Below are 23,440 nucleotides of genomic sequence, written 5' to 3' on the forward strand. Positions count from 1 at the left end.
GCTTCCTTGGCGGGTGGAGGGCTCAGGCTTCTGGGGCTGCGGCGTTCAGGCCCAGCTCGCCGAGCACACGACCACGTGATTCGTCGTCGGCGAGTACGCCTTCGATAGCTTTGCGAAATGCAGGGGCGTTACCCAGCGGCCCCTTCAGGGCTACCAATGCGTCGCGCAACTCCATCAGCTTTTTCAGCTCAGGCACTTGCTCGACCAGGCTGGCCGGGTTGAAGTCCTTCATCGAATTGACCTGCAGCGTGACCGCCAGCTCTTCGGTATCACCCTCCTCCTGCAGTCGGTTGGGCACGCTCAGGGTCAAGCTCAGTTCCTGCTTGGCGAGCACTTCGTCGAAGGTCACCTTGTCGATGCTGATCGGCTTTCGGTCTTCTACCTTGCGCTCGTCTGCGCGCTGGGTGTAATCACCGATTGCCAATAGCTTCAACGGCAGCTCAATCTCCTCGTGAGCTGCGCCTGTAGCGGGCTTGAAAGTGACGTTAATGCGTTCCTTGGGGGCTACCGAGCCTTCTTTGGCCATGACATTTTTCCTTGCGATTGTTGGCCCAGGGGCCTATTCGAGTACCACTTCGAGATCGAGGTGGCACAGCCTGCGATAAATCTCATCCTTGCGTTCGCGCACTGCGTGGTTCTGCGGCAACAACTCACAGCAGTTATGCAGCAGGTGCAGCACTTCCAGGGCAAGGTCAGGCTCCCAGGCATCTAGGCCCGAGCCCTGTAATTCTTGATCGAGGATTTCGAGCTGGGTCTTGGCCAGTTCGTATTTTTTGGCCATGAAACACAAGCGGGCCAGGCTGAACTGCCAGAGAAATCGCGCACGTGCGCCGCGGGCGCTGTTCAACCCTTGCTTGAGGAACTGCACGGCAACCTTGAGGCCATCTTTACGCAGGATCGGCAACGCAGCGTCGAGGGCTTCCTCCCACGCCGGCTGGGCGGCAGTGCCTTCGACCTTGCGCGGCGCGCTAGCGCTTTGCAGATGGGGCATGACCTGAGCGCTGATCCAGCCGCGGGTGGACGGATCGGCGAAAGGCGTGCCATCGTGAAAATGCAGCTCGATGACACCCGGCAGTCGCTGTAGCAACAGGGCGAAGTGAAATTCCACTTCGCGCATCGCTTGATCGGCGTTCAAGCCCTGCAAGCACTCCCAGACCAGACGCTGGCCGTCGAACCAGAAAGGTGCCCTGGCCAGACTGGCTTCGAGCTCCACCAACAGATCGGCATACTGTCCATTGGCAAAGCGCTCCTGGAAGATTTTCAGCTTGTCGGCTGGCAGCCCGCGCAATGCGGTGATCTGTTCGGCATTGCGCTCGGGAATGGCGTCAATGGGCAGCCACAGCATCGTGCGGTTCAAGCGCAGCGCACGCGCATCGATAGCGTTCTGCTTAAGCCACCAGGCGTTGAGCGGACGAGCGTTTTCCTGCAAGGTACGCAAGGCCCGCTGGGCTTCCTTCTCGTTGTCGATAGGCGCGCCAGGCGTGAGCAACTGGGCTGCAACCTGTTTAACCTGCGCCACTGCCGCACCCACGACACCCGGTTCCGGCTGGTTATCGGCAGCACGTTGAACCATGGTTTTCAAGCGCCGACACACCGGCAACAGCAGCGGCGCATCATCCCCCATGTGCTCGGTGAACGCGGCTTCAAGGCCATCCAGGTGTTCCACCAAGCGACGAAACAGCGGCAACTGCCCCTTGATCGCGACGTTGTCGGCCAGCACCTGTTCAAGACGAGGCACCAGCCAGCCGATGGCAGCGGCACGTGTTCGCAGTTTGACAGGGTGAACCTCGGCCCAATGCTGGTCGCACAGGTAATGCAAGATCGCCATGCCCGCTACCAGGCCGGAGAATTGCTCACACTGGTACAGCGCCCAGGTCAACCACGCTGCAACCCGCAAATCCTTGGACTGGGTCCGGAGCACCCCTTCAGCAATTTCCTGCACTTTCAGCCAATCGGTCTGCCCGCTCTCATGCATGGATTGAGCTTTAGCCAACTCATGCTCCAACGCTTCGAATTCGCTCGAAAAACGGACGTCTTCACCTGCAAAACGCTGTTTGCAAATAGCCGACTTCGCGAGCTCAAAATAGTGCGTTGATAATTTATTTGAGTAGGACATCGCTTGGCTTTTCCATTGAAGGGAAATCAATATTTTTACAATCCCCGGCCTTCAAGATACTTGAATCAACGGAGACACCCGACAACCCGCCCCTGCGAATAAGATCAGCATCGGGCTCGAAGAAGCCTAAATAGATATGGAAAAAAACCCAATCAGACGATTCTGACAAACGAGTAGGACTTTTCCCAACGAGAGAGCATAGAAGCCGATTCACTTGCAATGATGCGCCATTGCAAAAACCGAATTGACATAGCAAATTCGGTTTAATAGCTTAGCCACTGAAACCATATTGGAGCATTTGAAACGCGACGATCAACGTTTTTTGCTTCACATGCATAAGGACATCCTGGTGATAAGAAAATTCATACTCCCTCTCTGCACGCTGCTGCTGGCAGGCTGCCAAGCGCAATCGATACCACTTCCTAAAAGCCAAAAACTTTCCCCGGACAAGGTCGCTCAGATTGCTGCAACCATCGAACAGAAATATCCAAAGCTTTCCACCGAGCTACGCAGCAAGCTACTCAACACCGTGGTGCAGTCTTTAGACAACATGGTGTTTGTCGAAGGGGGTGAATTTCAGATGGGGGATTTTGGTTGGCCGTATGATGATGACCCTACAAATTTATGTGAGTGGCCATGCGGGGTAGAGCCAGAGCGGATGGGGCGCATCACTATGTTTGGAAATGACGACTTCGTTCACCCCGTCAAACTAAACAGCTACTACCTTTCAAAATTCCAAGTTAAACTTCAGGACTTCGATTTATTTTTTACCGTTCACGGCAAGCCGCTATTCGATGCAGAATATAGAAGCCGCAAAGACCTACAATATCTCTTTCAAGCAAATCTTCCCGCGCCCACTAAAAGCTGGCAAGAGGCCAAATATTACTGCAACTGGTTAGGCCAATTGAGTGGTTATGCCGTAGACCTACCGACTGAAGCACAATGGGAATATGCTGCTCGAAATCGAGGCCGCCATGTGGTGTTCCCCACTGATAACGGCAGTTTAAACTACGGTCGAAACTTTCCAGAACCCGACGAGATGGATACATTTCCTGTGGATAGATTTGTCCCTAACCCACTGGGTATCTACAACCTTTCGGGCAATGCGACGGACTGGGTAAATGACTGGTACGATAAGGATTATTATCGGTATTCACCCATCGAAAATCCACAGGGACCAGACACGGGCACCCAACGAATTCGACGAGGTACGAGTGTACTAGAAGATACAATTGCGACTGCTAGCGCCGTCCGTCGCTGGGGCGTTGAGCCGCTACAAAAAGATTACCACCCCACTTTAAGTTTTCGCTGTTCAATACAGTCAGAAAAAGCATTTTAACTTTAAATGCAAAGGTGCTAAAAAGCGCCTTTATTTTTAAACACCTCACTCATCCTAAGCTAAGCTATCGAACCGCCCACTTTTACGAGCTGCTAGCAACACGTTTTCCTTACGCCAAGCATGGCTGGCTTCCACGACACCTTGGCCGACGGATCGGTCAGCACATAGGCATAGCGCTTCGGGCGAAAGCTCTTGAAACCAAGCGAATAACTAATAAAGACTTCGGACAGAAAGCAGAAACAAAATCAAATAGACAATTCTGAGAGAACAGCAGGAGTCCTGTGGCAAGAAAAACGATATTACCCCTCTGCGTATTACTAGTCCTGGCGGGCTGCCAGGCGCAGTCGATACCACTTCCTAAAAGCCAAAAGCTTTCCTCTGACAAGGTCGCTCAAATCGCTGCGACCATCGAACAGAAATATCCAAAGCTTTCCACCGAGCTACGCGGCAAGCTACTCAACACCGTGGTGCAGTCCTTAGACAACATGGTGTTTGTCGAAGGGGGTGAATTTCAGATGGGGGATTTTGGATGGCCGTATGATGATGACCCTGCAAATTTATGTGACTGGCCATGCGGGGTAGAGCCAGAGCGGATGGGGCGTATCACCCCGTTTGGGGATGACGACTTCGTTCACCCTGTTAAATTGAGCAGTTACTACCTATCGAAACTTCAAGTCAAGCTTGAAGACTTCGATTTATTTTTTACTGTTCACGGCAAGCCACTATTCGACACAGAGTATAGAAGGCGTGCAGATTTGCAGGATCTCTTTCAACCAAACCTTCCCGCGCCTACTAGAAGTTGGCAAGAGGCTAAGGACTACTGCGGCTGGCTAGGGCAATTGAGTGGACATGCCGTGGATCTACCGACTGAAGCACAATGGGAGTATGCTGCTCGAAATCGCGGCCAGCACGTGGTGTTTGCTACTGATAATGGCAGTTTAAACTACGGGCGAAATTTCCCCGCCCCCGGCGAACTGGACACATTCCCAGTCGATAGATTTGCCCCTAATCCGCTGGGAATCTACAACCTTTCGGGCAATGCGACGGACTGGGTCAATGACTGGTACGACAAAGACTATTACCGTTCTTCACCTGTCGAGAATCCGCAAGGTCCAGATACGGGGACCCAACGAATTAGACGAGGTGCATATGTGGCAGAAGGCCCGCTTCTGAGCGCCAGTACTGTCCGCCGCTGGGGCGTTGATCCGATACAAAAGGATTACTACCCTACTGTGAGCTTTCGCTGTTCAATACAACCAGAAAGCACATTTTAAACGCGTCATTATTTCTAAGCCAAGCCATAAAACAGCCCACTAGTAAAGCTTTCTCCTTACACCAAGCATTGCTTGGCTTCCACGACACCCTGGCCGACGGATCGGCCAGCTGATTGACCATCGGGCCTATCGCTTCGGACGGAAATTCTTGAAACCAAGCAAACAACTAATAAAAACCTCAGACCGAATGCCAATATAAAACCAGAAAGACAATTCTGACAGATCAGTAGGAATCAACTGAAATGGAAAATACGAAAAACCAATACAGCCGCCACAAATCGCGCCCACTACAAGCTGGTTGAATATTTTATTCATAGGCGCCATGCTAAAGTTAATGAAACGACGCACTCACCCACTTCACATGCATAAGGACATTCTGTGGCAAGAACAATCACATTACCCCTCTGCGCGTTACTAGTGCTAGTAGGCTGCCAGGCCCAATCGATACCACTTCCTAAAAGCCAAAAACTTTCCTCGGACAAGGTCGTTCAGATTGCTGCAACCATCGAACAGAAATATCCAAAGCTTTCCACTGAGCTACGCAGCAAGCTACTCGCCACCGTGGTGCAGTCTTTAGACAACATGGTGTTTGTCGAAGGGGGTGAATTTCAGATGGGGGATTTTGGTTGGCCGCACGATGATGATCCATCAAACTTATGCGATTGGCCATGCGGGGTGGACCCAAAACGGATGGGGCCCATCAGTATGGGCACTGATAATAAATTCGTTCATCTCGTTAAGTTAAGAAACTACCACCTGTCAAAATTTCAAACAACACTAGGGGATTTTGACCTGTTTTTCATCGCGCAGGGAAAACCGCTCTTTGACAAAAAATTACGCCAGCGTGAGGATTTACAGTTCCGTTATCAACCCAACCTTCCCGCTCCCACCCGTAGCTGGCAAGAAGCCAAGGACTATTGCGGTTGGTTAGGTAATCTGAGCGGTTATCCGGTAGATCTACCCACTGAGGCACAATGGGAATATGCGGCCCGCAATCGCGGTCAATTTTTCGCGTTCCCCACCGACAACGGTAGCTTGAATTACGACCGAAACTTTCCTAGACCTGATGAAACGAGAACTTTCCCAGTAGACAGCTTCATTCCTAACAAACTCGGAATTTATAATCTCTCTGGCAATGCGACGGATTGGGTTAACGACTGGTACGACAAAGATTATTACCGACATTCACCGGTCGAGAATCCTCAAGGACCAATTACAGGTAACGAACGGGTATGGCGCGGAACAAATGTACTAGAAGATCCCCTTCTGAGCGCCAGCACCGTCCGCCGCTGGAGTGCTGAGCCGATACAAAATGACTACTACCCTGGCGTCAGTTTTCGCTGCGCTATTCAGTCAGAAAAACCGTTCTGACTTCAAACAAAGGCGCACTTAAGCGCCTTTATCAACAACTTTAAGCCAATCCATCAAACCGGCCACTGTTACGCGCAGCCAGCAATATTTTCTCCTTTCGCCAAGCATTGCTTGGGCTCCAAGCCAACCTAGCCGAACCCCCAATAGATTTATTAATAGCCAAGTTATCAATAAAACGATTAAACTGATTTTGTTCGTAACCATCTAGCAAGGAGTTAATCCGCTCGAGACTTTTCATCGCATTAACCTTCTCTGCTTTGGGCGAGCAATGCTCGAGCACTTCGATAAACTGCCGCCAACTGCGGATCTCGGACAACAAAATAACCAGCGCCTCTTCCTGCAGTTCATTAAAGCTCTCGACAAAACCTTCGGTCAGGATATAGACCATTGAGCCTAGCGTTTCGGGCGGGAGTAATCGAAAAGGCAGGGGTTGGCCCTGAACCGTCATAACTTTTTCGGTTTTATGCTTAACTACATAGCCTGCCAAATTTTTCGCCTCAACCTGAGTTGCCGTACGATTTTCCCACCATAGGCTCATCGCGTTGACTCTGTCATTGAACGCTTGATTAGCGACGTTTACGGGTGATGTTGCGACTTGATACAGACCTGAAGCCACATAGTTAAATGCCTCCTTCGTAACTCCCAACAGGTACCTGTAATCCATATCAGCCAATCCGTTGCAGATCAACAAGGTCAGCTTTCCGACCTGCTCAACATCCACCATCGTGGAAAACCCACCGCCGACACCTGGACCCAGAACCACAGACCCTCTGCAGTTAAACGCTAATCGGTTGTCCATAACGCTGATACCAAACTCACCACTAGCACCCACCCCCAAAGCAGCATTCCCTTCCGCTTTAACCACAGCCAGCGGAACCCAATTGCTGCTGGCATTCGCCTGCCCGACAAAAGCTTTCCCCAACCCTTGTTTATCTGGTGCAACCCAATCAAAGGAACCGCTGAGAGCACCACCCGTTTGAGCGCCAGCAAACGCTTCGCACTTGACGCCAATATTGCCACTCGGGCCGACGTCCATGGTTGGAGTGCCGAGCAGTCCCGTTGCACCTGCCGGACGTTCACTCGGTTTGTATTGCGTTTTAACCCCAGCTTCCCCCTGTAACTTGGCACCGACAAAACACGAAAACTCCAACTTGCCACTCAGGCGAAACACGCCCACGGGATGCAGCACTTCCTTACCCAAGGCATTTCGATACGCCATGTTCGCGACATAACCGCCCTGGTCGGGGAAGTACGAATTCAGCGAAGCCGAAGCCTCCGCCAGCGAAAAGGCCGCACTGCCTTTAATCCCCACCTCAATACTGCCTGCCTTGGGGCTCCAGTTGTTCACCCCGGCACTGGCGCTGGCCGCGAAACGCAGGGCGTGGGCTTCTGCCGTTACGGCATAGGGGGCGGCGTCGCTCTGGTTAGAGGTCCAGGATACTTCCTGATGCAGCGTGTTGAGCAGGTTGTCCTCCTTGCTGTTCCAGCTGCTGAGCTTCAGCTCCAGGCTGCCCAACGGACCCGTCTTGCGCCCTTTTCCGATCGCCTCCTTGATGTCTTTAATCAAGTCAGTGGCCAGCTGCTTGTTGAACGGTTTGCCAGCCATAATCCGCGTTGAGGCGCGAACCTTCCAGGAGGTGGTTTCGCGGTACGGGATCGAGATGTAGTGGCGCCGGGTGGGGTCGCTGAACAGGATGATTTCCACTACGTTAATGCCAGTCTTGGTTTGCTTGCCTTGCTGACGCTCAAAGCTCCTCCCCATGCCATGTCTCAAGTCGGGCGCCGCACTATTGGCAGTGCTGAAACTGTCTTCCGGCTCGGGTGCTCGCTGTGCCGCCAGTTCGGCGCGGAGTTTGCCGATTTCCTGATCCAGCTCCAGGACTTTCTTGTTCTGCAAGGACTTCCAGTTGGATTCAAATTGCGTGGTCCTCAAAGCACTGGGCTTGTAATCCTGATACCAATCACGCGCTTGCTGTAAGGTCGCCAGGCGGCCCTGCAGGTCTTTGTCAGTGGTGAGGGGCGCGATTGTGGTGGGCTGCGGCTTGGTCTCGCGTACCAGCAACCCGGCGCCTTCGGCTTTCTGCGCCCAGGCATCTTTGACGCACCCCGCACAGGTGCAACTGGCCATGGGGGCCTGAGGCTTCTTGCACTGCAGGGCAGGCAAGGCTTTAGCCAGGTTCTGATGCAGTTCATCCATGAGCTTCTGCACCGCGTTGATTTCCTGCTTCAGTGCTTTGGACTGTTTGGCGGTCAGTACATAGAAATGCGGCTCGCCAGTAATGTGGGCGACGTCAACCAGTTCCTCGTCACATTCGGCCTGCCCCTTGAGCGCAATCGACGTAGTGCTATGCGCATGCATCGGTGGCGGTAGTTCAGGTTTTGACGCGGCGCCGGGAAGCTTTAACTCCCATCCGGCTTTGATGTGGTTAGGGTCACCAATGATCGGGTTAAGCGCCTGGATTTCAGATACTTTAGCCCCATGTCGTTGGGCAATTTGCCCTAGGGTATCGCCATGTTTAACCGTGTAAGTGCTGCTCATGCATCATCATCCTTGTGATTCAAAGACACTCAAGCCCAACCAGCTTGTCGCCAAGACTCAGGTCTTCACGAGCCAGCCATTCGCTATGCGGGGATCGACTCCAGAAGTCATCGCCTTTGCTCAGCGACAGACGTAACCAACGCTCCTGCTCGGCCAGTTGCAGATACCCTGCTTGCTGGGCTGCTCGGAGCTGTCGGTACACAAAAGTCACTGGGTCGGGGATGGGCAATGCCGCCTGATAGTCCTGAGCAAAGCGTCCGGCCAGCACCTTCAAGCGCTGCTGATCCATAACAGCTTGGCGCTTGTGCCCCAGGTGCAACCACCCTGAGGCTTGAACTTCGGGCTCTAGTGGGAGATGTGGATGAGCCTGATGACGCCAGCCCAGTTCGTTGCGCCAGACGATGTCTGTGACCGGCCCCATGAATTGCGCTAGCTCGGTTTCATCCAGGCTGCTCAGCAACGGCTCCAGCCAGCGCGGTTCAAAAAAACGCATCATCTGGGCGGGCGAATCGTCGGTGCTGACGGTGAGCAGACTGCGCCAATGGTCAACGGCTTGCTTGATGGATTGTTCATCCTTGAGGTAGGCCACACAGCCGGCATCGGCCTGTTCAAGCAACGCACTGGCATACGCCAGTAACGCTCCGGGTTGCGGACACAGCAACGCGAAAGGACCGGCAGCTTGCAAAGTTGTATAGGGCGTATTGTCGAATAGAGGAATGCAGCACTGCGCAGCGTGGTTTTCCGCCTGCTCGATATGAATCTGCAAGTTCGAATCAAAACTTGCATCCAGCACCACGCACAGGATTCCCGGTGCTACAGGGACCTTAAAGGGCGACGCGGTGGGTTTGATCATGTCGTTTCGCCTTTAGGGTGGATTGGGCATTGACCAGTTGCATCGAGTTGGCAGCCCGGAAGGGGCAGCAGAGCACCGGCCACCGATTGCTCCTGGTATAACGCCAGTGCTGGGAGCGGCAGTGCCACGGGCGCCGACAGACTTCCAAGCAACCCTGGCAGCGCCGGAATCGCAGACGCGCCGGCGGCAGGTGCGCCACCAAGTTGAATTTCAGTGCTGCTGAAAATGCCGCCGGGGCCTATGACGATGTGCTGACCACCGCCTTTCAAGGTGATACTGGCCCCGGCATCAAGAATCAGGTTGGCGCCTGCTTTGAGATGGACTTGCTGGCCGGCTTCAACCACCAGCGCTTGCCCGACCCGGGTATGGCTGCTGCTGGCAATCTGCAGGTAGTCGTTGGCCTTGAGTTCGGTCTTTCGATCCGCCGTGACGGTGCGCTGGTCTTCGCCCTCCAACACCGCGATGCTATTGCCTTTGATGGTTTCCCGGCGTTCGTTACCGACTTCCAGGCGGCTGTCATTCTCGATCTTGTGTTCCAGGTCGCGCTGGGCCCGCAGGTAGATCAACTCCTGACCTTTGCGGTCCTCAATCGACAGTTCGTTGTAGCCACTGCCGTCCGGCGTGCTGCGGCTACGCAGTACGGTTTTTGTCTTGTTGGCTGGCAAAGGATAGGGTACGGAGGTGAGCTTGTTGGCCACGCAGCCGGTAATCAACGGCCGGTCGGGATCGCCTTCGAGAAAGGTCACCAGCACTTCCATGCCGATGCGCGGAATAGTCACCGCACCAAAGCCCACCCCCGCCCAGCTGGACGACACGCGTAACCAGCAACTGCTCTTGTCGCTGTTGAGCTCGGCGCGGTCCCAATGGAACTCGACCTTGACCCGGCCGTATTCATCGCAATAAATCTCCTCGCCTGCAGGCCCGGTGACCCGGGCGGTCTGGCTGACCAGCACCGCCTTGCGGGTGACCAGTGGCGGACGGTAAAACACATCCCAGGGGGTGGCACTGAAGCTGTTGCGATAGCCCTGGGTAAAACCGTCGGCAGGCTGGACATCGCTGCCCACTGACTCCTCAAGCACCTGTGGCTGCTTGCCTTCGTGCGTCACGCTACGCAATAGCCACAAGTCGTTGTAAGCCTGACGCGGGTGCTCGGTGAGCTTGAAAAAGTGGCCGCTGCGCAGAAACGGCTGATCGCTTTGACCTTCGGCCAATTGATAGTCACTGCGATGGCGTTCCAGCGCCAGGCGGGCTAGCTGTCTGCCGCGGTTTTCAGTTTCAAGCAGCTCAGGGAAGCGATAGTCTTCGAGGGCCGGTGTGAACTCGGCGGTGAACTGGGCTTCCAGCAGCAGGCTGGGGCGCTTGAGGTCGTAGTCACGCCGGGTCACCGTGCTGGTGCGGGTGCTCAAGCGCCTGTAGAACTGGCTGACCACCGGCTGCTCCGCAACCAGCCCGGTGCCTTGCTGGTAGGGGACAGGGTTCAGGGTGGGGAAAAAAGTCTGGTCGTCGGTGAACACCAGGTGATGGCCATCCGGGCTGTGTTGATGGTGCCAGGCAATCCCTTCTTCGCTGCACAGCCTTTGCACGAAATCGTAGTCCGATTCCAGGTATTGAGTGCAGTATTCACGCGTGGGACTGTTGCGGACATGAAAGGTAAAGGCATCGGCCTGAATGCCATGGCCCTTGAGCACCTGGGCAACGATCTGTGGCACGGTCAGTTGCTGGAAAATCCGCTGATTGTGGCTGAACTGCAAGTAGTGCAGCGCCGGTACCAGGGTCAGCTGGTAACGGGTCAGGCGTTGGCCGGAGTCACCGCCCCGAACATCTTCGATGCGCCCATGCAGGCCTTCGCCATTCAGGCCAAAGCGCAAAAACGCCGGCTGGCTGAGCAGGCTTTCAAGATCAAGGTCAGGGTACTCGCTGACCAGCTCAATACGGATCGCGTACAAGCGGCTGAGGGCTTCCGTGCCTTCAAACGCCAGGACTTGGAAATCATTGCGAACCGTGGGAATCAATAGCTCGAAATGCGCGGTATTAGCCGACACAAACATAGGCTTGTCCTTAAGCTGGGAAAATAGCGCATGAGCCAACGCAACGTCGGCCCATGCATGATTGACGCTACTTAACCAACGACCGGAGTACGCCAGTCATCCGAGCCAGAGGTGCCGGCCACTTCGTGGGTCCAGGTGATTTTGCGGTACGTGAAATGCACGTCTTCCAGGTGAGTGAAGTGCGCGTTGGAGGGGTCTTGGCAGTTGTGCATGTAGTCCTTGATGTCGACGATGATCGCGTCTTCCAGGACCGTGGTGTAGTAATGCTCCTGAGTGCCGGCAGCCGAGGTGCGGTACCACTGGATTTCGATCTTGGTCAGGCGCTCACCGGAGGTCAGGGCCGCCAGCAGCAGTGGCGACGCCTTGTCGAAGACCTTGGTGATGACCACAGGCTTGTGTACGCGCTGGCCGGTGGGTTGGCCGGACTGCGGATCACGCGGAATGATCACTTCATGCTGAAAGCCCTGAACCATGACCTGGTCTTCATGACCTTCCTGGTAGGTGTTGCCAACCGAATCGGCGGTGAAAGCACCGGCGGTGATCAAACCTTGTTTGGTGCCGGTGATGGACATGTATGCGGGGGTAGCCATGAATGCTCCTTGCTGAAAATAGAGGTGCCCGGTGGGTAAAATCACCCAGCGGGTACCTGTACCGCATACAAGGGTCATGCCATAAGTTGCTCACGCCTTATAAACCGGGGCCTGCAGCACTTATTACCTGAGTTGGAGTCACGCTCAACAGGGAAAAGCCCTGAAAAGTGCGCAACTTCTTGCGCAGTACTGTGCAAGAAGTTGCGCACTCGCCTGTAAGCCACGTGGGCCGTGGCTTACAGGGGCGAACAGGGGTCGTTATCTACATTTGAGTGCGCAAGAAGTTGCGCAGTGCGTTATACCCTTGACCTTCCACGCTCCCCTCACCATAGAAGCAGACCGACCACTCACCGCGGCCGCAAAACCAACACCCCCAGCGGCGGCAAATTCAACCCCAACGACAACGGTTGACCATGACTGGGCAGCGTTTCACTCACCACCTCCCCGAGGTTGCCATAGTTGGACCCGGCATAGCTTTCGGCATCACTGTTAAGCACCTCGACCCAACGCTCACCAAACGGCACGCCAATGCGGTACCCCTCCCGTGGCACCGGGGTAAAGTTGGCCACCACTAGCAGTGGCTCACCGCTGACGCTCCAGCGCAACCAGGCGTAAACGCTGTTTTGCGCATCATCGCCGATCAGCCACTGAAAGCCCTGGGGCAGGCAGTCCTGTTCGTGCAGTGCGCGCTCTTCACGGTACAGCCGGTTCAAGTCAGCGACCAAGCGCTGAACCCCCAGGTGTTCGGGGTACTTGAGCAGGTACCAGTCCAGTTCACTGTCATGGTTCCACTCGCGCCATTGACCAAACTCGCAGCCCATGAACAGCAATTTTTTACCCGGATGAGCCCACATGAAGGTCAGGTAGGCCCGCAGGTTGGCGAATTTCTGCCAGCGATCACCGGGCATTTTGTCGATCAGTGAATGCTTGCCATGCACCACTTCATCGTGGGATATCGGCAGGATGAAATGCTCGGAGTACGCATAGATTAGGCCGAAGCTCATTTCGTTGTGGTGATAGGTTCGGTGGATCGGGTCATTCTGGATGTAGTGCAAGGTGTCGTGCATCCAGCCCATGTTCCATTTGTAGGCAAAACCCAAACCGCCCTGCTGAGTCGGCTGGCTGACGCCGGGCCAGGCCGTGGACTCTTCGGCAATCACCAGCGCACCCGGCACTTCGATAGCGACGACGTCGTTAAGGTGGCGCAGAAATTCGATAGCCTCGAGGTTCTCGCGGCCACCATGGCGGTTGGGCACCCATTCACCGGCTTTGCGCGAATAGTCGCGATAGAGCATCGAAGCCACAGCATCGACACGTAAGCCATCGATATGAAAGTGCTTGAGCCAGTGCAGCGCCGAAGCCAGCATGAAGCCGTGCACTTCGGTGCGACCGAGGTTGTAAATCAGCGTGTCCCAGTCCTGGTGGAAGCCTTCGAGCGGGTTGTCGTATTCATACAGTGCGGTGCCATCGAAACGCGCCAGGCCATGGGTATCGGTGGGGAAATGCGCCGGCACCCAGTCGAGAATCACGCCGATCGAGGCCTGGTGACAGGCATCCACGAAGGCAGCGAAATCCTCTGCCGAGCCATAGCGCGCGGTCGGTGCGAACATCGACAGCGGCTGGTAACCCCAGGAGCCACCGAACGGATGCTCCATGATTGGCATCAGTTCGATATGGGTAAAACCCATCTGTTGGATATACGGCACCAGGCGCTCCGCCAGCTCGCGCCAGTTGAAGAAGCGTGCCACTTCGCCAGTGTCATCCAGCTCACACTGCCAGGACCCGGCGTGCAGTTCATAGATCGACAGTGGCGCGTTGGTCGCCTGACGCTCGCCCCGCTGTTGCATCCACTGCTGGTCTTGCCAGGCATGGGCCAGCGGGCCGGCCACCCGTGAGGCGGTGCTCGGTGGCAACTCGGTGGCCCGTGCCAATGGGTCAGCCTTGAGCGGCAGGATGCCTTCGCGGCCCAGCACTTCGTACTTGTAGGCTTCGCCAGCGCCCAGGCGCGGCACGAACAACTCCCAGACCCCGGACGGATGACGCAGACGCATCGGGTGGCGACGTCCGTCCCAGTTGTTGAAGTCACCGACCACCGACACCCGCCGGGCATTTGGTGCCCACACCGAAAAGCGCACACCCTCGATGCCTTCCACCTGGATCGGCTGCGCACCCATGCTAGCGGACAAATCACGGTGATTGCCTTCGGCAAACAGGTAGAGGTCCATCTCTCCGAGCTGCGGCCCAAAGCTGTAGGGGTCTTCGGTTATCTGTTCGCCGCCGGCCCAGTTGATGCGCAGCAGGTAAGGCTGTTGCTCTGCCAGGTGCACGATGAACAGCCCCGGAACCGGCTCTTGCTCCAGCTCTCCCAGTACTCGGCCATCGTCCCGAGCCAGCGCCTGAACACTCAAGGCGTTGGGCAGATAGGCGCGGACAAACTGGCCGCCAGCACCATCAGGGTGCGGGCCGAGCACAGCGAACGGGTCGGTATGCTCGGCCCTGACCAGGGCGTCGCTGTCCCGATGCCCCAGCCCGCCTTCCTCGCGCTTACGATGATTCATTTAACGTTCTCCCCAGGTACTTGTCAGGCCATGCAGGCCATGCAAAGGCACGGCCAGCCAACTTGGGCGGTTTTCGGCTTCATACAGGATCTCGTAGGCGGCCTTTTCCAGGCTGAACAGTTCCAGTGCCGCTCGCTCGCCGTCGGCGTGTTCCCAGGCATGCGGCATGGCCGCGGTGGCCAGCCCATAGGCCTCGACAAAGGCATGCCGGGCCTGGTGCAGATAACGCCTGGCGACGCGCTGACGTGCCTGGCGGGCACTGTCCGAGAGGTCGACACTGGAGGCACTGCGCAGCACCATGGCAGCAGCATAGTCGAAGGATCGCAATACGCCGGAAACATCCTTGTAGGGGCTGTGCTTGGCCCGGCGCTCGTCCAGTGGCCGGGCCGGCTCGCCCTCGAAATCGATCAGGTAGGCGTCGCCCTGCACCACCAGCACCTGGCCCAGGTGCAGATCACCATGCACGCGCATCAACAAGCCACCCTGGGCTTGTTTGCTCAGTTCCACGACAGTGGCCAGCAGCTCTTTGCGTTGCTGCTGCAGGTCATCGATCAGCGACTGGCTTTCGCTGTCGAGTTCAGCGCGATGTTGCTTGAGCAGGTCCAGCGCGCGGGTCAGTTGCGCGCTGATCTGCTTGCCCCAGGCCTGACAATCGCGGGCGCTGCTGGGGCGCGGCTGGAAGGCCGGATCCTTGCTGGGTGCTGCCAGCAACAGATGCATCTCACCCAGGCGCTGGCCCAACAAGGCGGCAAAATCGGCCAGGTCCTGCAGGGCATCGGTGTGGGCATCCAGTGCCGGTTCGCCGGGTTCCAGCTCGTCGCGAATCGCCCGTTCGAGGTTGTTCTGGGTCCAGTCCCAGGCATCGCCCTGATTGCTCAAATAGCCCTGGGCAATCATCAACAAGTGCGGTTGCTGCTGGGCATCGACACGGCTGACCCAACCCAACAACGGCGAGATGTTGGCAAAACCGGCAGCGGTCAAGCACGCACTCATTTCCAGTTCCGGGTGCACGCCGGGGTTAACCCGACGGATCAGCTTGAGCACCAGGCTGCCACCGACCACCACTGAACTGTTCGATTGTTCGGCCGAGAGGTAGCGCACCTGGGCGTCCTCACCCAAATTGAGGGCGGCCAGCTGTTCGGTAGCATTGAACTGCAACTCGCCTTCGGTGCACGGCAGGCGCGTGCCTTCGTGGCAGGCGAACAGCACGGCGCGGATAAAGCTTTCGAGGACGAAGCCATCGGTGATCAGCCCCACCTGCCGTCCACGACGCACCCGCGCCAAGGCCAACTGCTGCGGAGCTGCACTGTTGATATGCTCCTCTGCAATCAGGCCGAACGGTAGCTGGTAACGGTTGCTGTGACCGCCACTGCTGATCTCTATCTCACTCAGCAGCACCGGGCTGGTCAGGGCCCCAAAGCGCACGCCGTAAGCGATGCGTACCTGCTCGATACGGCTTTCCTTGCCAGCGAACCAGCGGCGTTTGGGCAGGTACTGGGGCAGGATATTGTCTTGCAGGGTGTCGCGCGCCGGGGCGTCGAGCAGTTCCTCCATGCGCTTTTTCAACACCAGGGTGGTGAATTCCGGCAGGCTTTGCGCCGGTTCCTGATGCCAGCTGGGCATCTGGTCCTTGGGCGCCAGCAGAAACCAGTAAAAGCCGTACGGCGGCAAGGTCAGCAAAAACGGCAATTGGCCAATCGGCGGAAAGGCACTGGCGCCGAGCATCTCCACCGGCACCATGTCGGCGTACTGCGACAGTTCCAGCTCGGCCGCCTGGGCGGCACGCGAGACGTTGGCGACACACAGAATGATCTCGCTGCTGCCATCAGGCCCATTGTATTCACGAAGGTAAGCGAGGATCCGGCGGTTACTCGGCGAGAGCATTTTCAAGCTGCCTCGACCAAAGGCCTTCTGCTGTTTGCGCACTGCCAGCAGACGGCGGTTCCAGTTCAGCAGCGAATGCGGGTCATGGGCCTGGGCTTCGACATTGACCGAGGCAAAGCCATACAGCGGGTCCATGATCGGCGGCAGCACCAAGCGCGCCGGGTCGGCGCGGGAGAACCCGCCGTTGCGGTCGATCGACCATTGCATGGGGGTACGCACGCCGTCGCGGTCGCCGAGATAAATGTTGTCACCCATGCCGATTTCATCGCCGTAGTACAGGGTCGGTGTACCGGGCATCGACAACAGCAGACTGCTGAGCAACTCCACCCGCCGCCGGTCGCGTTGCAACAGCGGCGCCAGGCGGCGACGTATGCCGAGGTTGATGCGCGCCCGGCGGTCCTCGGCGTAGTAGTTCCACAGGTAATCGCGCTCGCGATCAGTGACCATCTCCAGGGTCAGTTCATCGTGGTTACGCAAGAAGATCGCCCACTGGCAGTTGGCGGGAATCTCCGGGGTTTGGCGCAGGATGTCGGTGATTGGAAAGCGGTCTTCCTGGGCGACGGCCATGTACATGCGCGGCATCAACGGGAAGTGAAAGGCCATGTGGCATTCATCACCCTGCCCTTCACCGAAATACAACTGGGTATCCTCCGGCCACTGGTTGGCTTCGGCCAGGAGCATGCGGTCGGGATAATTGGCGTCGATCTCGGCGCGAATCTGCTTGAGCACCTGATGGGTCTCGGGCAGGTTCTCGTTGTTAGTGCCGTCGCGCTCGATCAGGTACGGGATGGCATCCAGGCGCAAGCCATCGACCCCCAGGTCGAGCCAGTAACGCATCACCCCGATCACCGCCTTGAGCACTTGCGGGTTGTCGAAGTTCAGGTCGGGCTGGTGCGAATAGAAGCGGTGCCAGAAGTATTGGCCGGCCACCGGGTCCCAGGTCCAGTTGGACTTCTCGGTATCGAGGAAAATGATCCGCGTGCCGTCGTATTTCTGGTCACTGTCGGACCACACGTAGAAGTCCCGGGCCTTGCTCCCGGGCTTGGCGTGACGGGCCTTCTGAAACCAGGCGTGCTGGTCCGAGGTGTGGTTGATGACCAGTTCGGTGATCACCCGCAGGCCACGCTTGTGCGCCTCGCTGATAAAGCGTTTCACATCGCCAAGAGTGCCATAGTCGGGGTGTACGGCCTTGTACTCGGCGATGTCGTAACCGTCGTCTCGGCGTGGCGACGGATAGAACGGCAGCAGCCAGAGGGTGTTGACGCCCAGTTCGGCGATGTAGTCGAGCTTGGCGATCAAGCCTGGAAAGTCACCGATGCCGTCGTTGTTTGAATCGAAGAACGATTTGACGTGCACCTGGTAGATGATCGCGTCTTTGTACCACAGTGGGTCGTCGATAAAGGCTGCCGGGCGGCTACGTTTGGCCATGTTCGACTCCTTTCTAGAGGGCTTTTTCGATACGCCAGATACCAAACGGCAGGTGCCAGGGCTCGATGCGCATCCATTGGGTCTTGCCATGCCAGGTCCAGCGGTGGCCGGTCATCAGGTCTTCACCGAAGGTGTCGGCGTTGTCATCCAGGCCCAACTCCCACAGTGGTAGCTCAAAGTACGCCTCCTGGGCGTTGTGCGGGTCGAGGCTGATGGCAATGAGGATGAAGTTGTCGCGTTCGGCGGTGCGTTTGCCGAAGTACAGGATGTTGTCGTTCCAGGCGTTGTAGAAGGCTACGCCCAGGTGCGTCTGCAGCGCCGGGTTGTGCCGACGGATGCGGTTTAGCTGGGCAATCTCGGCAATGATGTTGCCCGGTTGAGTGAAGTCCCGCGGGCGGATCTCGTATTTCTCGGAATCCAGGTACTCCTCCTTACCGGGGATTGGCGTTGCCTCGCACAGCTCGAAGCCCGAGTACATGCCCCACAGCCCCGAGCCCATGCTCGCCAGTGCAGCGCGGATGAGAAAACCGGCGCGGCCGGACTCATGCAGGAAGAACGGGTTGATGTCCGGGGTATTGACGAAAAAGTTCGGCCGGTAGCAATGGCGCCAGGGCGGCTGGTTGAGCTCCTCAAAGTAGCTTTGCAGCTCGGCCTTGGTGTTGCGCCAGGTGAAGTAGGTGTAGCTCTGCGAGTAGCCCACCTTACCCAGGCGCGCCATCATCGCCGGTTTAGTGAAGGCTTCGGCCAGGAAGATCACTTCCGGGTGCTGGCTGCGGATGTTGGCGATCAACCAGTGCCAGAACGGCAATGGCTTGGTGTGCGGGTTGTCGACGCGAAACATCTTCACCCCTTCCTGCACCCAGCCAAGCACCACGTCGCGCAGCGCCAACCACAGCGACGGCACGGCCTCGGCGGCATAGAAGTCGACATTGACGATGTCCTGGTACTTTTTCGGCGGGTTCTCGGCGTAGCGAATACTGCCGTCCGGCCGCCAGGAGAACCACCCAGGATGCTCTTTTAGCCAAGGGTGGTCCTGCGAGCACTGAATGGCAAAGTCCAGGGCAATCTCCAAGCCATGCTCGGCGGCAGTGGCGACCAGCCGACGAAAATCCTCACGGCTGCCCAATTGCGGGTGGATGGCCTCGTGCCCGCCCTCCTCGCTGCCAATGGCGTAAGGGCTGCCCGGATCCTCCGGCTCGGCCTGCAAGGCATTGTTGCGGCCCTTGCGGTGACGCTTGCCGATAGGGTGGATGGGCGGGAAATACAACACGTCAAAGCCCATGTCGCGGATCATCGGCAGACGTTCATGCACATCATTGAAGGTGCCGTGGCGCGCAGGATCGTCGGTAATTGAGCGGGGAAACAGCTCGTACCAGCTGGCGAACAATGCCTCACGCCGTTCGACATCCAGCGGATACTCCGGGCTGCGGCTCAGGAACGTACGGTGATCGGCCTCGCGCATCAGTACAGCGGTATCGGCGTGCAGCAACTGCGCAACTTGCGCTTCGGGCGTGAGGGTCGTCAGGGTGTCGTGCAGCGTCTGCAGTTGCTCGCGCAATAGACCCTGGCTGCGCTCGATATTCTGTTCCAGTAACTGCAGGCCCTCCAGCAATTCCAAGGGCACGGGCACCCCGGCGGTGAACTTCTTCTCCAGGTCATGGCAGTAGGTGGCGAAGGGATCGATCCAGGCCTCGATGCTGAACAGATGACGCCCCTGTTCGATGACGGTGAAGTCGGCTTGCCACAGGTCGTTGCCGGCAAACACCATGGGCACGCAGTGCCAGCGCCGACTCTGGGCCTGCCGCCAATTGAGCATCACTGCCAAGCTGTCATGGCCGTCGGCATAGACCTTACTGCTCACCTGCACCGGTTCACCGACCACGGCCTTGACCGCGAACAGACCACCGTCGAGCAACGGCTGGGTGTTCTCGATCACTATTCTGGGCTGCAATAGCGCTTGAGACAGGCTGATGGCCTGGTCGGGATGATCGTTTGCCGCGGCTACACGGTCAGTTTCGAAGGGCTCATCGCGGGTCATCGATCCTTGCTCCGTTACGAGGTAGGCGTAAGAGTTCAGAGCGGAGTGACGGCGTGGGGTTCAAAAAAAATGAGCGAATGGCGCTCTGTGGAGTCGAAAAAAACTGAGCTTACTCATCCACAACCCCTGCGAGGTCAGGCCATGAACATTCCCATCCCGGCAGAAACGCCCGATCCGAATATCGACGACCCGACGCTGCCACCTGCGGTGCCGGATGAAGAGCCCGATGAACTGCCGATCAAACCGACAGTGCCGCCCACCGTGGGCGACCCGCCCAGTGACGAGCCGCCGGTGAAAGCGAAAGCATAGCCTGCGCCTGCCCGGAGGGAGACGCGGCCTTGGCCGGGTACAAGCGGATTCATCCGCTCGTACACCCTTGGTTTCAGCGGCTGCAGAGCTCTTCGATACTGATTTCACGCATCCTGAACTTCTGCACCTTGCCGGTCACCGTCATCGGAAATTCATCGACAAAGCGGAAGTAGCGCGGCGTCTTGAAGTGGGCAATGCGGCTCTTGCACCACTGCTGCAACTCAATTTCACTGGCACTGCGACCGGGGTGAAACTTGATCCAGGCGACAATTTCCTCGCCATAGCGCTGATCAGGAATACCGATGACCTGCACATCGGCCACCGCCGGGTGGGTGAAGAAAAACTCCTCTAGCTCTCGCGGATAGATGTTTTCACCACCGCGGATAATCATGTCTTTATTGCGCCCGGCAATGCACACGTAGCCGGCTTCGTCCATGGTCGCCAGGTCACCGGTGTGCATCCACCCCGCAGGATCGATGGATTCGTGCGTAGCCTCAGGATTATCCCAGTAGCCGAGCATCACACTGTAACCGCGGGTGCACAGTTCACCGATTTGCCCACGCGGGACGATACAACCCTGTTCGTCGACAATCTTGCTCTCCAGCTGCGGCTGGGTGCGCCCGACCGTGGTCACGCGCAGTTCCAGTTCATCATCCGGGCCGGTCTGCAGCGACACCGGGCTGGTTTCCGTCATGCCGTAGGCGATCTGCACTTCGCTCATGTGCAACTGGTCGATCACCCGACGCATCACTTCGATCGGGCAGGTCGCCCCGGCCATGATGCCGGTACGCAAGCTGGACAGGTCGAAGGTACTGCGTTGCGGGTGGTCAAGCATTGCGATGAACATGGTCGGCACGCCATACAGTGCGGTTGCCCGCTCTTGGGCGACGGCGTCCAGGGTCAACAAGGGGTCGAAGGCATCGTTGGGGTAGATCATCGTGGTGCCATGAGTGACGCAGCCCAGGTTGCCCATGACCATGCCGAAGCAGTGATACAACGGCACCGGGATGACCATGCGGTCCTGCTCATTCAGGCCCAGGCTCTCACCGACCATGTAGCCATTATTGAGGATGTTGTAGTGACTGAGGGTCGCGCCCTTGGGGAAGCCGGTGGTACCGGAGGTGTACTGGATGTTCACCGGTTGGTCGAACTGCAAGCTGAGCTGGCGGGCTTGGTAATCACCCGGTTCGATGTGCTCGGCCAGCGCCGCCAACTGCACCCAGGGCAGGAAGCCAGCTGGCGGCGTGGCATCCAGGCTGATCAAGCCGCGCAACTGCGGCAGCCTTTCGCTGTGCAGGTTACCCGGCGCCTGGGCGCCAAGCTCGGGCAACAACTCGGCGAGCATGGCGTGGTAATCGGAAGTCTTGAACGCCCCGGCACAGATCAGCCACTGGCAGCCTGACTGTTTGAGCACATACTCAAGCTCGCTGGTGCGATAGGCCGGGTTGATATTGACCAGAATCACGCCGATCTTGGCGCTGGCGAACTGGGCAATGCACCACTGCGCGCAGTTGGGCGCCCAGATACCCAGACGATCTCCAGTCTTGAGCCCCAGGGCCATCAGCGCCCGGGCGTGCACATCGACGCTGTCAGCCAATTGCTGCCAGCTGTAGCGCAACTGCTGGTGGCGTACCACCAGCGCTTGGCGGTCGGCGAAGCGTGACACCGTATTGTCGAACGCCTGGCCGATAGTCATGGCCAGCAAGGGCTTGTCCTGGCGCCCCTGGGTATAGCTCGGTTGATTCATGGCGATCCCTTGTTGTGGTTGTTCTGGGAGCTGATTCAAGCGGGTCTTACTCTGGCTTATATTTACGTTAACGTAAAGGTCATGGCGAGATTGACAGTGATGGGACTCAGGTTTACGTTAACGTAAAGGTGATCGCTTGCCCGGCGATGAAATCCAACAATAAACAACAGAAGGTGCCCGCATGCATTACCCGACCCTGAACTTCGCCCTGGGCGAAACCATCGACATGCTGCGCGACCAGGTGCAGTCCTTTGTGGCTGCCGAGTTGGCACCCCGCGCCGCGCAGATCGATCAGGACAACCTGTTCCCCGCTGACATGTGGCGCAAGTTTGGCGATATGGGCCTGCTCGGCATCACTGTCAGCGAAGAATACGGCGGCGCCGGCCTGGGCTACCTGGCCCACGTGGTCGCCATGGAAGAAATCAGCCGCGGCTCGGCCTCAGTCGCCCTCTCCTACGGCGCCCACTCCAACCTCTGCGTCAACCAGATCAACCGCAACGGTACCCCAGAGCAAAAAGCCAAGTACCTGCCCAAGCTGATCAGCGGCGAGCACATCGGTGCCCTGGCCATGAGTGAACCCAACGCCGGTTCCGACGTGGTGTCGATGAAGCTGCGCGCTGAGCAGCGTGGCGACCATTACGTCCTCAACGGCAGCAAAACCTGGATCACCAACGGCCCTGACGCCAACACCTATGTGATCTACGCCAAGACTGACCTTGAGAAAGGCCCGCACGGCATTACCGCGTTCATCGTCGAGCGTGACTGGAAAGGCTTCAGCCGCAGCAACAAGTTCGACAAGCTGGGTATGCGCGGTTCCAACACCTGCGAGCTGTTCTTCGACAATGTCGAAGTACCGGCCGAGAACATTCTCGGCGCGTTGAATGGCGGCGTGAAGGTATTGATGAGCGGCCTGGACTACGAGCGTGTGGTGCTCTCCGGCGGCCCGACCGGGATCATGCAGGCCTGCATGGACTTGGTAGTGCCTTACATTCACGACCGTAAACAGTTTGGCCAGAGCATCGGTGAGTTCCAGCTGATCCAGGGCAAGATCGCCGACATGTACACCCAGCTCAACGCCAGCCGCGCGTATCTGTATGCCGTGGCCCAGGCCTGTGATCGCGCCGAAACTACGCGCAAGGACGCTGCCGGGGTGATCCTGTACACCGCCGAACGCGCGACCCAGATGGCCCTGGAAGCGATCCAAATTCTCGGTGGCAACGGCTACATCAACGAGTTCCCGGCCGGGCGCCTGCTGCGCGACGCCAAGCTCTACGAGATCGGCGCCGGCACCAGCGAAATCCGCCGGATGCTGATCGGGCGCGAACTGTTCAACGAAACCCGCTGAG

Annotated in this window: 15 protein-coding genes; 5 read left to right on the top strand and 10 right to left on the bottom strand. The window is 57.5% G+C overall.

Features of this window, described 5'->3' with window-relative positions:
- Nucleotides 1-22 precede the first annotated feature (22 nt).
- A complete protein-coding gene (gene tssB / locus ACQRAX_RS00545; protein ID WP_045190485.1) occupies nucleotides 23-526 on the bottom strand; it encodes a type VI secretion system contractile sheath small subunit in 504 nt (167 codons plus the stop codon).
- 33 nt (nucleotides 527-559) lie between these two features.
- Nucleotides 560-2,116 (bottom strand): type VI secretion system protein TssA, encoded by a 1,557-nt coding sequence (gene tssA, locus ACQRAX_RS00550; protein WP_412037688.1) that lies wholly within the window; start codon nucleotides 2,114-2,116, stop codon nucleotides 560-562.
- 298 nt (nucleotides 2,117-2,414) lie between these two features.
- On the opposite strand from tssA, the gene ACQRAX_RS00555 reads away from it, so the two are divergent.
- From ACQRAX_RS00555 to ACQRAX_RS00565, 3 genes are all read left to right on the top strand, one after another.
- Entirely contained in the window at nucleotides 2,415-3,455 is a 1,041-nt protein-coding gene (locus ACQRAX_RS00555) for a formylglycine-generating enzyme family protein (protein ID WP_412037687.1), read from the top strand.
- Nucleotides 3,456-3,736: 281 nt separating this feature from the next.
- Complete coding sequence (locus ACQRAX_RS00560; protein WP_412037686.1) at nucleotides 3,737-4,729, top strand: formylglycine-generating enzyme family protein; 993 nt, start codon at nucleotides 3,737-3,739, stop codon at nucleotides 4,727-4,729.
- Between the two features lie 378 nt (nucleotides 4,730-5,107).
- Complete coding sequence (locus ACQRAX_RS00565; RefSeq protein WP_274072467.1) at nucleotides 5,108-6,100, top strand: formylglycine-generating enzyme family protein; 993 nt, start codon at nucleotides 5,108-5,110, stop codon at nucleotides 6,098-6,100.
- A 40-nt stretch (nucleotides 6,101-6,140) separates the two neighbouring features.
- Here the strand turns inward: ACQRAX_RS00565 and ACQRAX_RS00570 are convergent, their stop codons facing one another.
- The 7 genes from ACQRAX_RS00570 to ACQRAX_RS00600 all read right to left on the bottom strand — a co-directional run bounded on the left by ACQRAX_RS00570 (nucleotide 6,141) and on the right by ACQRAX_RS00600 (nucleotide 20,038).
- On the bottom strand, nucleotides 6,141-8,639 hold the full coding sequence (locus tag ACQRAX_RS00570; RefSeq protein WP_412037685.1) for a LysM peptidoglycan-binding domain-containing protein: 2,499 nt from the start codon (nucleotides 8,637-8,639) through the stop codon (nucleotides 6,141-6,143).
- 19 nt (nucleotides 8,640-8,658) lie between these two features.
- Complete coding sequence (locus ACQRAX_RS00575; RefSeq protein ID WP_412037684.1) at nucleotides 8,659-9,492, bottom strand: DUF4123 domain-containing protein; 834 nt, start codon at nucleotides 9,490-9,492, stop codon at nucleotides 8,659-8,661.
- Nucleotides 9,489-11,540 (bottom strand): type VI secretion system tip protein VgrG, encoded by a 2,052-nt coding sequence (locus ACQRAX_RS00580; protein ID WP_412037683.1) that lies wholly within the window; start codon nucleotides 11,538-11,540, stop codon nucleotides 9,489-9,491. The genes ACQRAX_RS00575 and ACQRAX_RS00580 overlap by 4 nt, the downstream gene beginning before the upstream one ends.
- Before the next feature lie 71 nt (nucleotides 11,541-11,611).
- Nucleotides 11,612-12,130: an Hcp family type VI secretion system effector gene (locus ACQRAX_RS00585; RefSeq protein ID WP_045183789.1), complete on the bottom strand. Its 519-nt coding sequence runs from the start codon at nucleotides 12,128-12,130 to the stop codon at nucleotides 11,612-11,614.
- Nucleotides 12,131-12,477: 347 nt separating this feature from the next.
- Nucleotides 12,478-14,688 (bottom strand): 1,4-alpha-glucan branching protein GlgB, encoded by a 2,211-nt coding sequence (glgB, locus tag ACQRAX_RS00590; protein ID WP_412037682.1) that lies wholly within the window; start codon nucleotides 14,686-14,688, stop codon nucleotides 12,478-12,480.
- Entirely contained in the window at nucleotides 14,689-18,000 is a 3,312-nt protein-coding gene (gene treS / locus ACQRAX_RS00595) for a maltose alpha-D-glucosyltransferase (RefSeq protein ID WP_412037681.1), read from the bottom strand.
- Between the two features lie 13 nt (nucleotides 18,001-18,013).
- Nucleotides 18,014-20,038 (bottom strand): alpha-1,4-glucan--maltose-1-phosphate maltosyltransferase, encoded by a 2,025-nt coding sequence (locus ACQRAX_RS00600; RefSeq protein WP_412037680.1) that lies wholly within the window; start codon nucleotides 20,036-20,038, stop codon nucleotides 18,014-18,016.
- 141 nt (nucleotides 20,039-20,179) lie between these two features.
- On the opposite strand from ACQRAX_RS00600, the gene ACQRAX_RS00605 reads away from it, so the two are divergent.
- Nucleotides 20,180-20,347 carry a hypothetical protein gene (locus tag ACQRAX_RS00605; RefSeq protein ID WP_412037679.1) on the top strand — a complete coding sequence of 56 codons (168 nt, stop codon included), beginning with the start codon at nucleotides 20,180-20,182 and terminating at the stop codon, nucleotides 20,345-20,347.
- 73 nt (nucleotides 20,348-20,420) lie between these two features.
- Here ACQRAX_RS00605 and ACQRAX_RS00610 read toward each other — a convergent pair whose 3' ends face one another.
- On the bottom strand, nucleotides 20,421-22,094 hold the full coding sequence (locus tag ACQRAX_RS00610; protein WP_412037678.1) for an AMP-binding protein: 1,674 nt from the start codon (nucleotides 22,092-22,094) through the stop codon (nucleotides 20,421-20,423).
- A 181-nt stretch (nucleotides 22,095-22,275) separates the two neighbouring features.
- Between ACQRAX_RS00610 and ACQRAX_RS00615 the strand changes: the two genes are divergently transcribed.
- Nucleotides 22,276-23,439 carry an isovaleryl-CoA dehydrogenase gene (locus ACQRAX_RS00615; protein ID WP_412037677.1) on the top strand — a complete coding sequence of 388 codons (1,164 nt, stop codon included), beginning with the start codon at nucleotides 22,276-22,278 and terminating at the stop codon, nucleotides 23,437-23,439.
- Nucleotide 23,440: the final 1 nt, after the last annotated feature.

Origin of the sequence: Pseudomonas sp. UM16 (genome assembly GCF_050312595.1) — a bacterium.
Taxonomy (GTDB): Bacteria; Pseudomonadota; Gammaproteobacteria; order Pseudomonadales; family Pseudomonadaceae; genus Aquipseudomonas.

Excerpts from the sequence above, each read along its gene's own strand:
- ACQRAX_RS00575 (WP_412037684.1), bottom strand. The coding sequence starts at position 9,492 with ATGATCAAACCCACCGCGTCGCCCTTTAAGGTCCCTGTAGCACCGGGA.
- ACQRAX_RS00610 (WP_412037678.1), bottom strand. The coding sequence starts at position 22,094 with ATGAATCAACCGAGCTATACCCAGGGGCGCCAGGACAAGCCCTTGCTG.
- ACQRAX_RS00585 (WP_045183789.1), bottom strand. The coding sequence starts at position 12,130 with ATGGCTACCCCCGCATACATGTCCATCACCGGCACCAAACAAGGTTTG.
- ACQRAX_RS00580 (WP_412037683.1), bottom strand. The coding sequence starts at position 11,540 with ATGTTTGTGTCGGCTAATACCGCGCATTTCGAGCTATTGATTCCCACG.
- ACQRAX_RS00600 (WP_412037680.1), bottom strand. The coding sequence starts at position 20,038 with ATGACCCGCGATGAGCCCTTCGAAACTGACCGTGTAGCCGCGGCAAAC.
- ACQRAX_RS00605 (WP_412037679.1), top strand. The coding sequence starts at position 20,180 with ATGAACATTCCCATCCCGGCAGAAACGCCCGATCCGAATATCGACGAC.
- tssA (WP_412037688.1), bottom strand. The coding sequence starts at position 2,116 with ATGTCCTACTCAAATAAATTATCAACGCACTATTTTGAGCTCGCGAAG.
- ACQRAX_RS00615 (WP_412037677.1), top strand. The coding sequence starts at position 22,276 with ATGCATTACCCGACCCTGAACTTCGCCCTGGGCGAAACCATCGACATG.
- treS (WP_412037681.1), bottom strand. The coding sequence starts at position 18,000 with ATGGCCAAACGTAGCCGCCCGGCAGCCTTTATCGACGACCCACTGTGG.
- glgB (WP_412037682.1), bottom strand. The coding sequence starts at position 14,688 with ATGAATCATCGTAAGCGCGAGGAAGGCGGGCTGGGGCATCGGGACAGC.
- tssB (WP_045190485.1), bottom strand. The coding sequence starts at position 526 with ATGGCCAAAGAAGGCTCGGTAGCCCCCAAGGAACGCATTAACGTCACT.
- ACQRAX_RS00570 (WP_412037685.1), bottom strand. The coding sequence starts at position 8,639 with ATGAGCAGCACTTACACGGTTAAACATGGCGATACCCTAGGGCAAATT.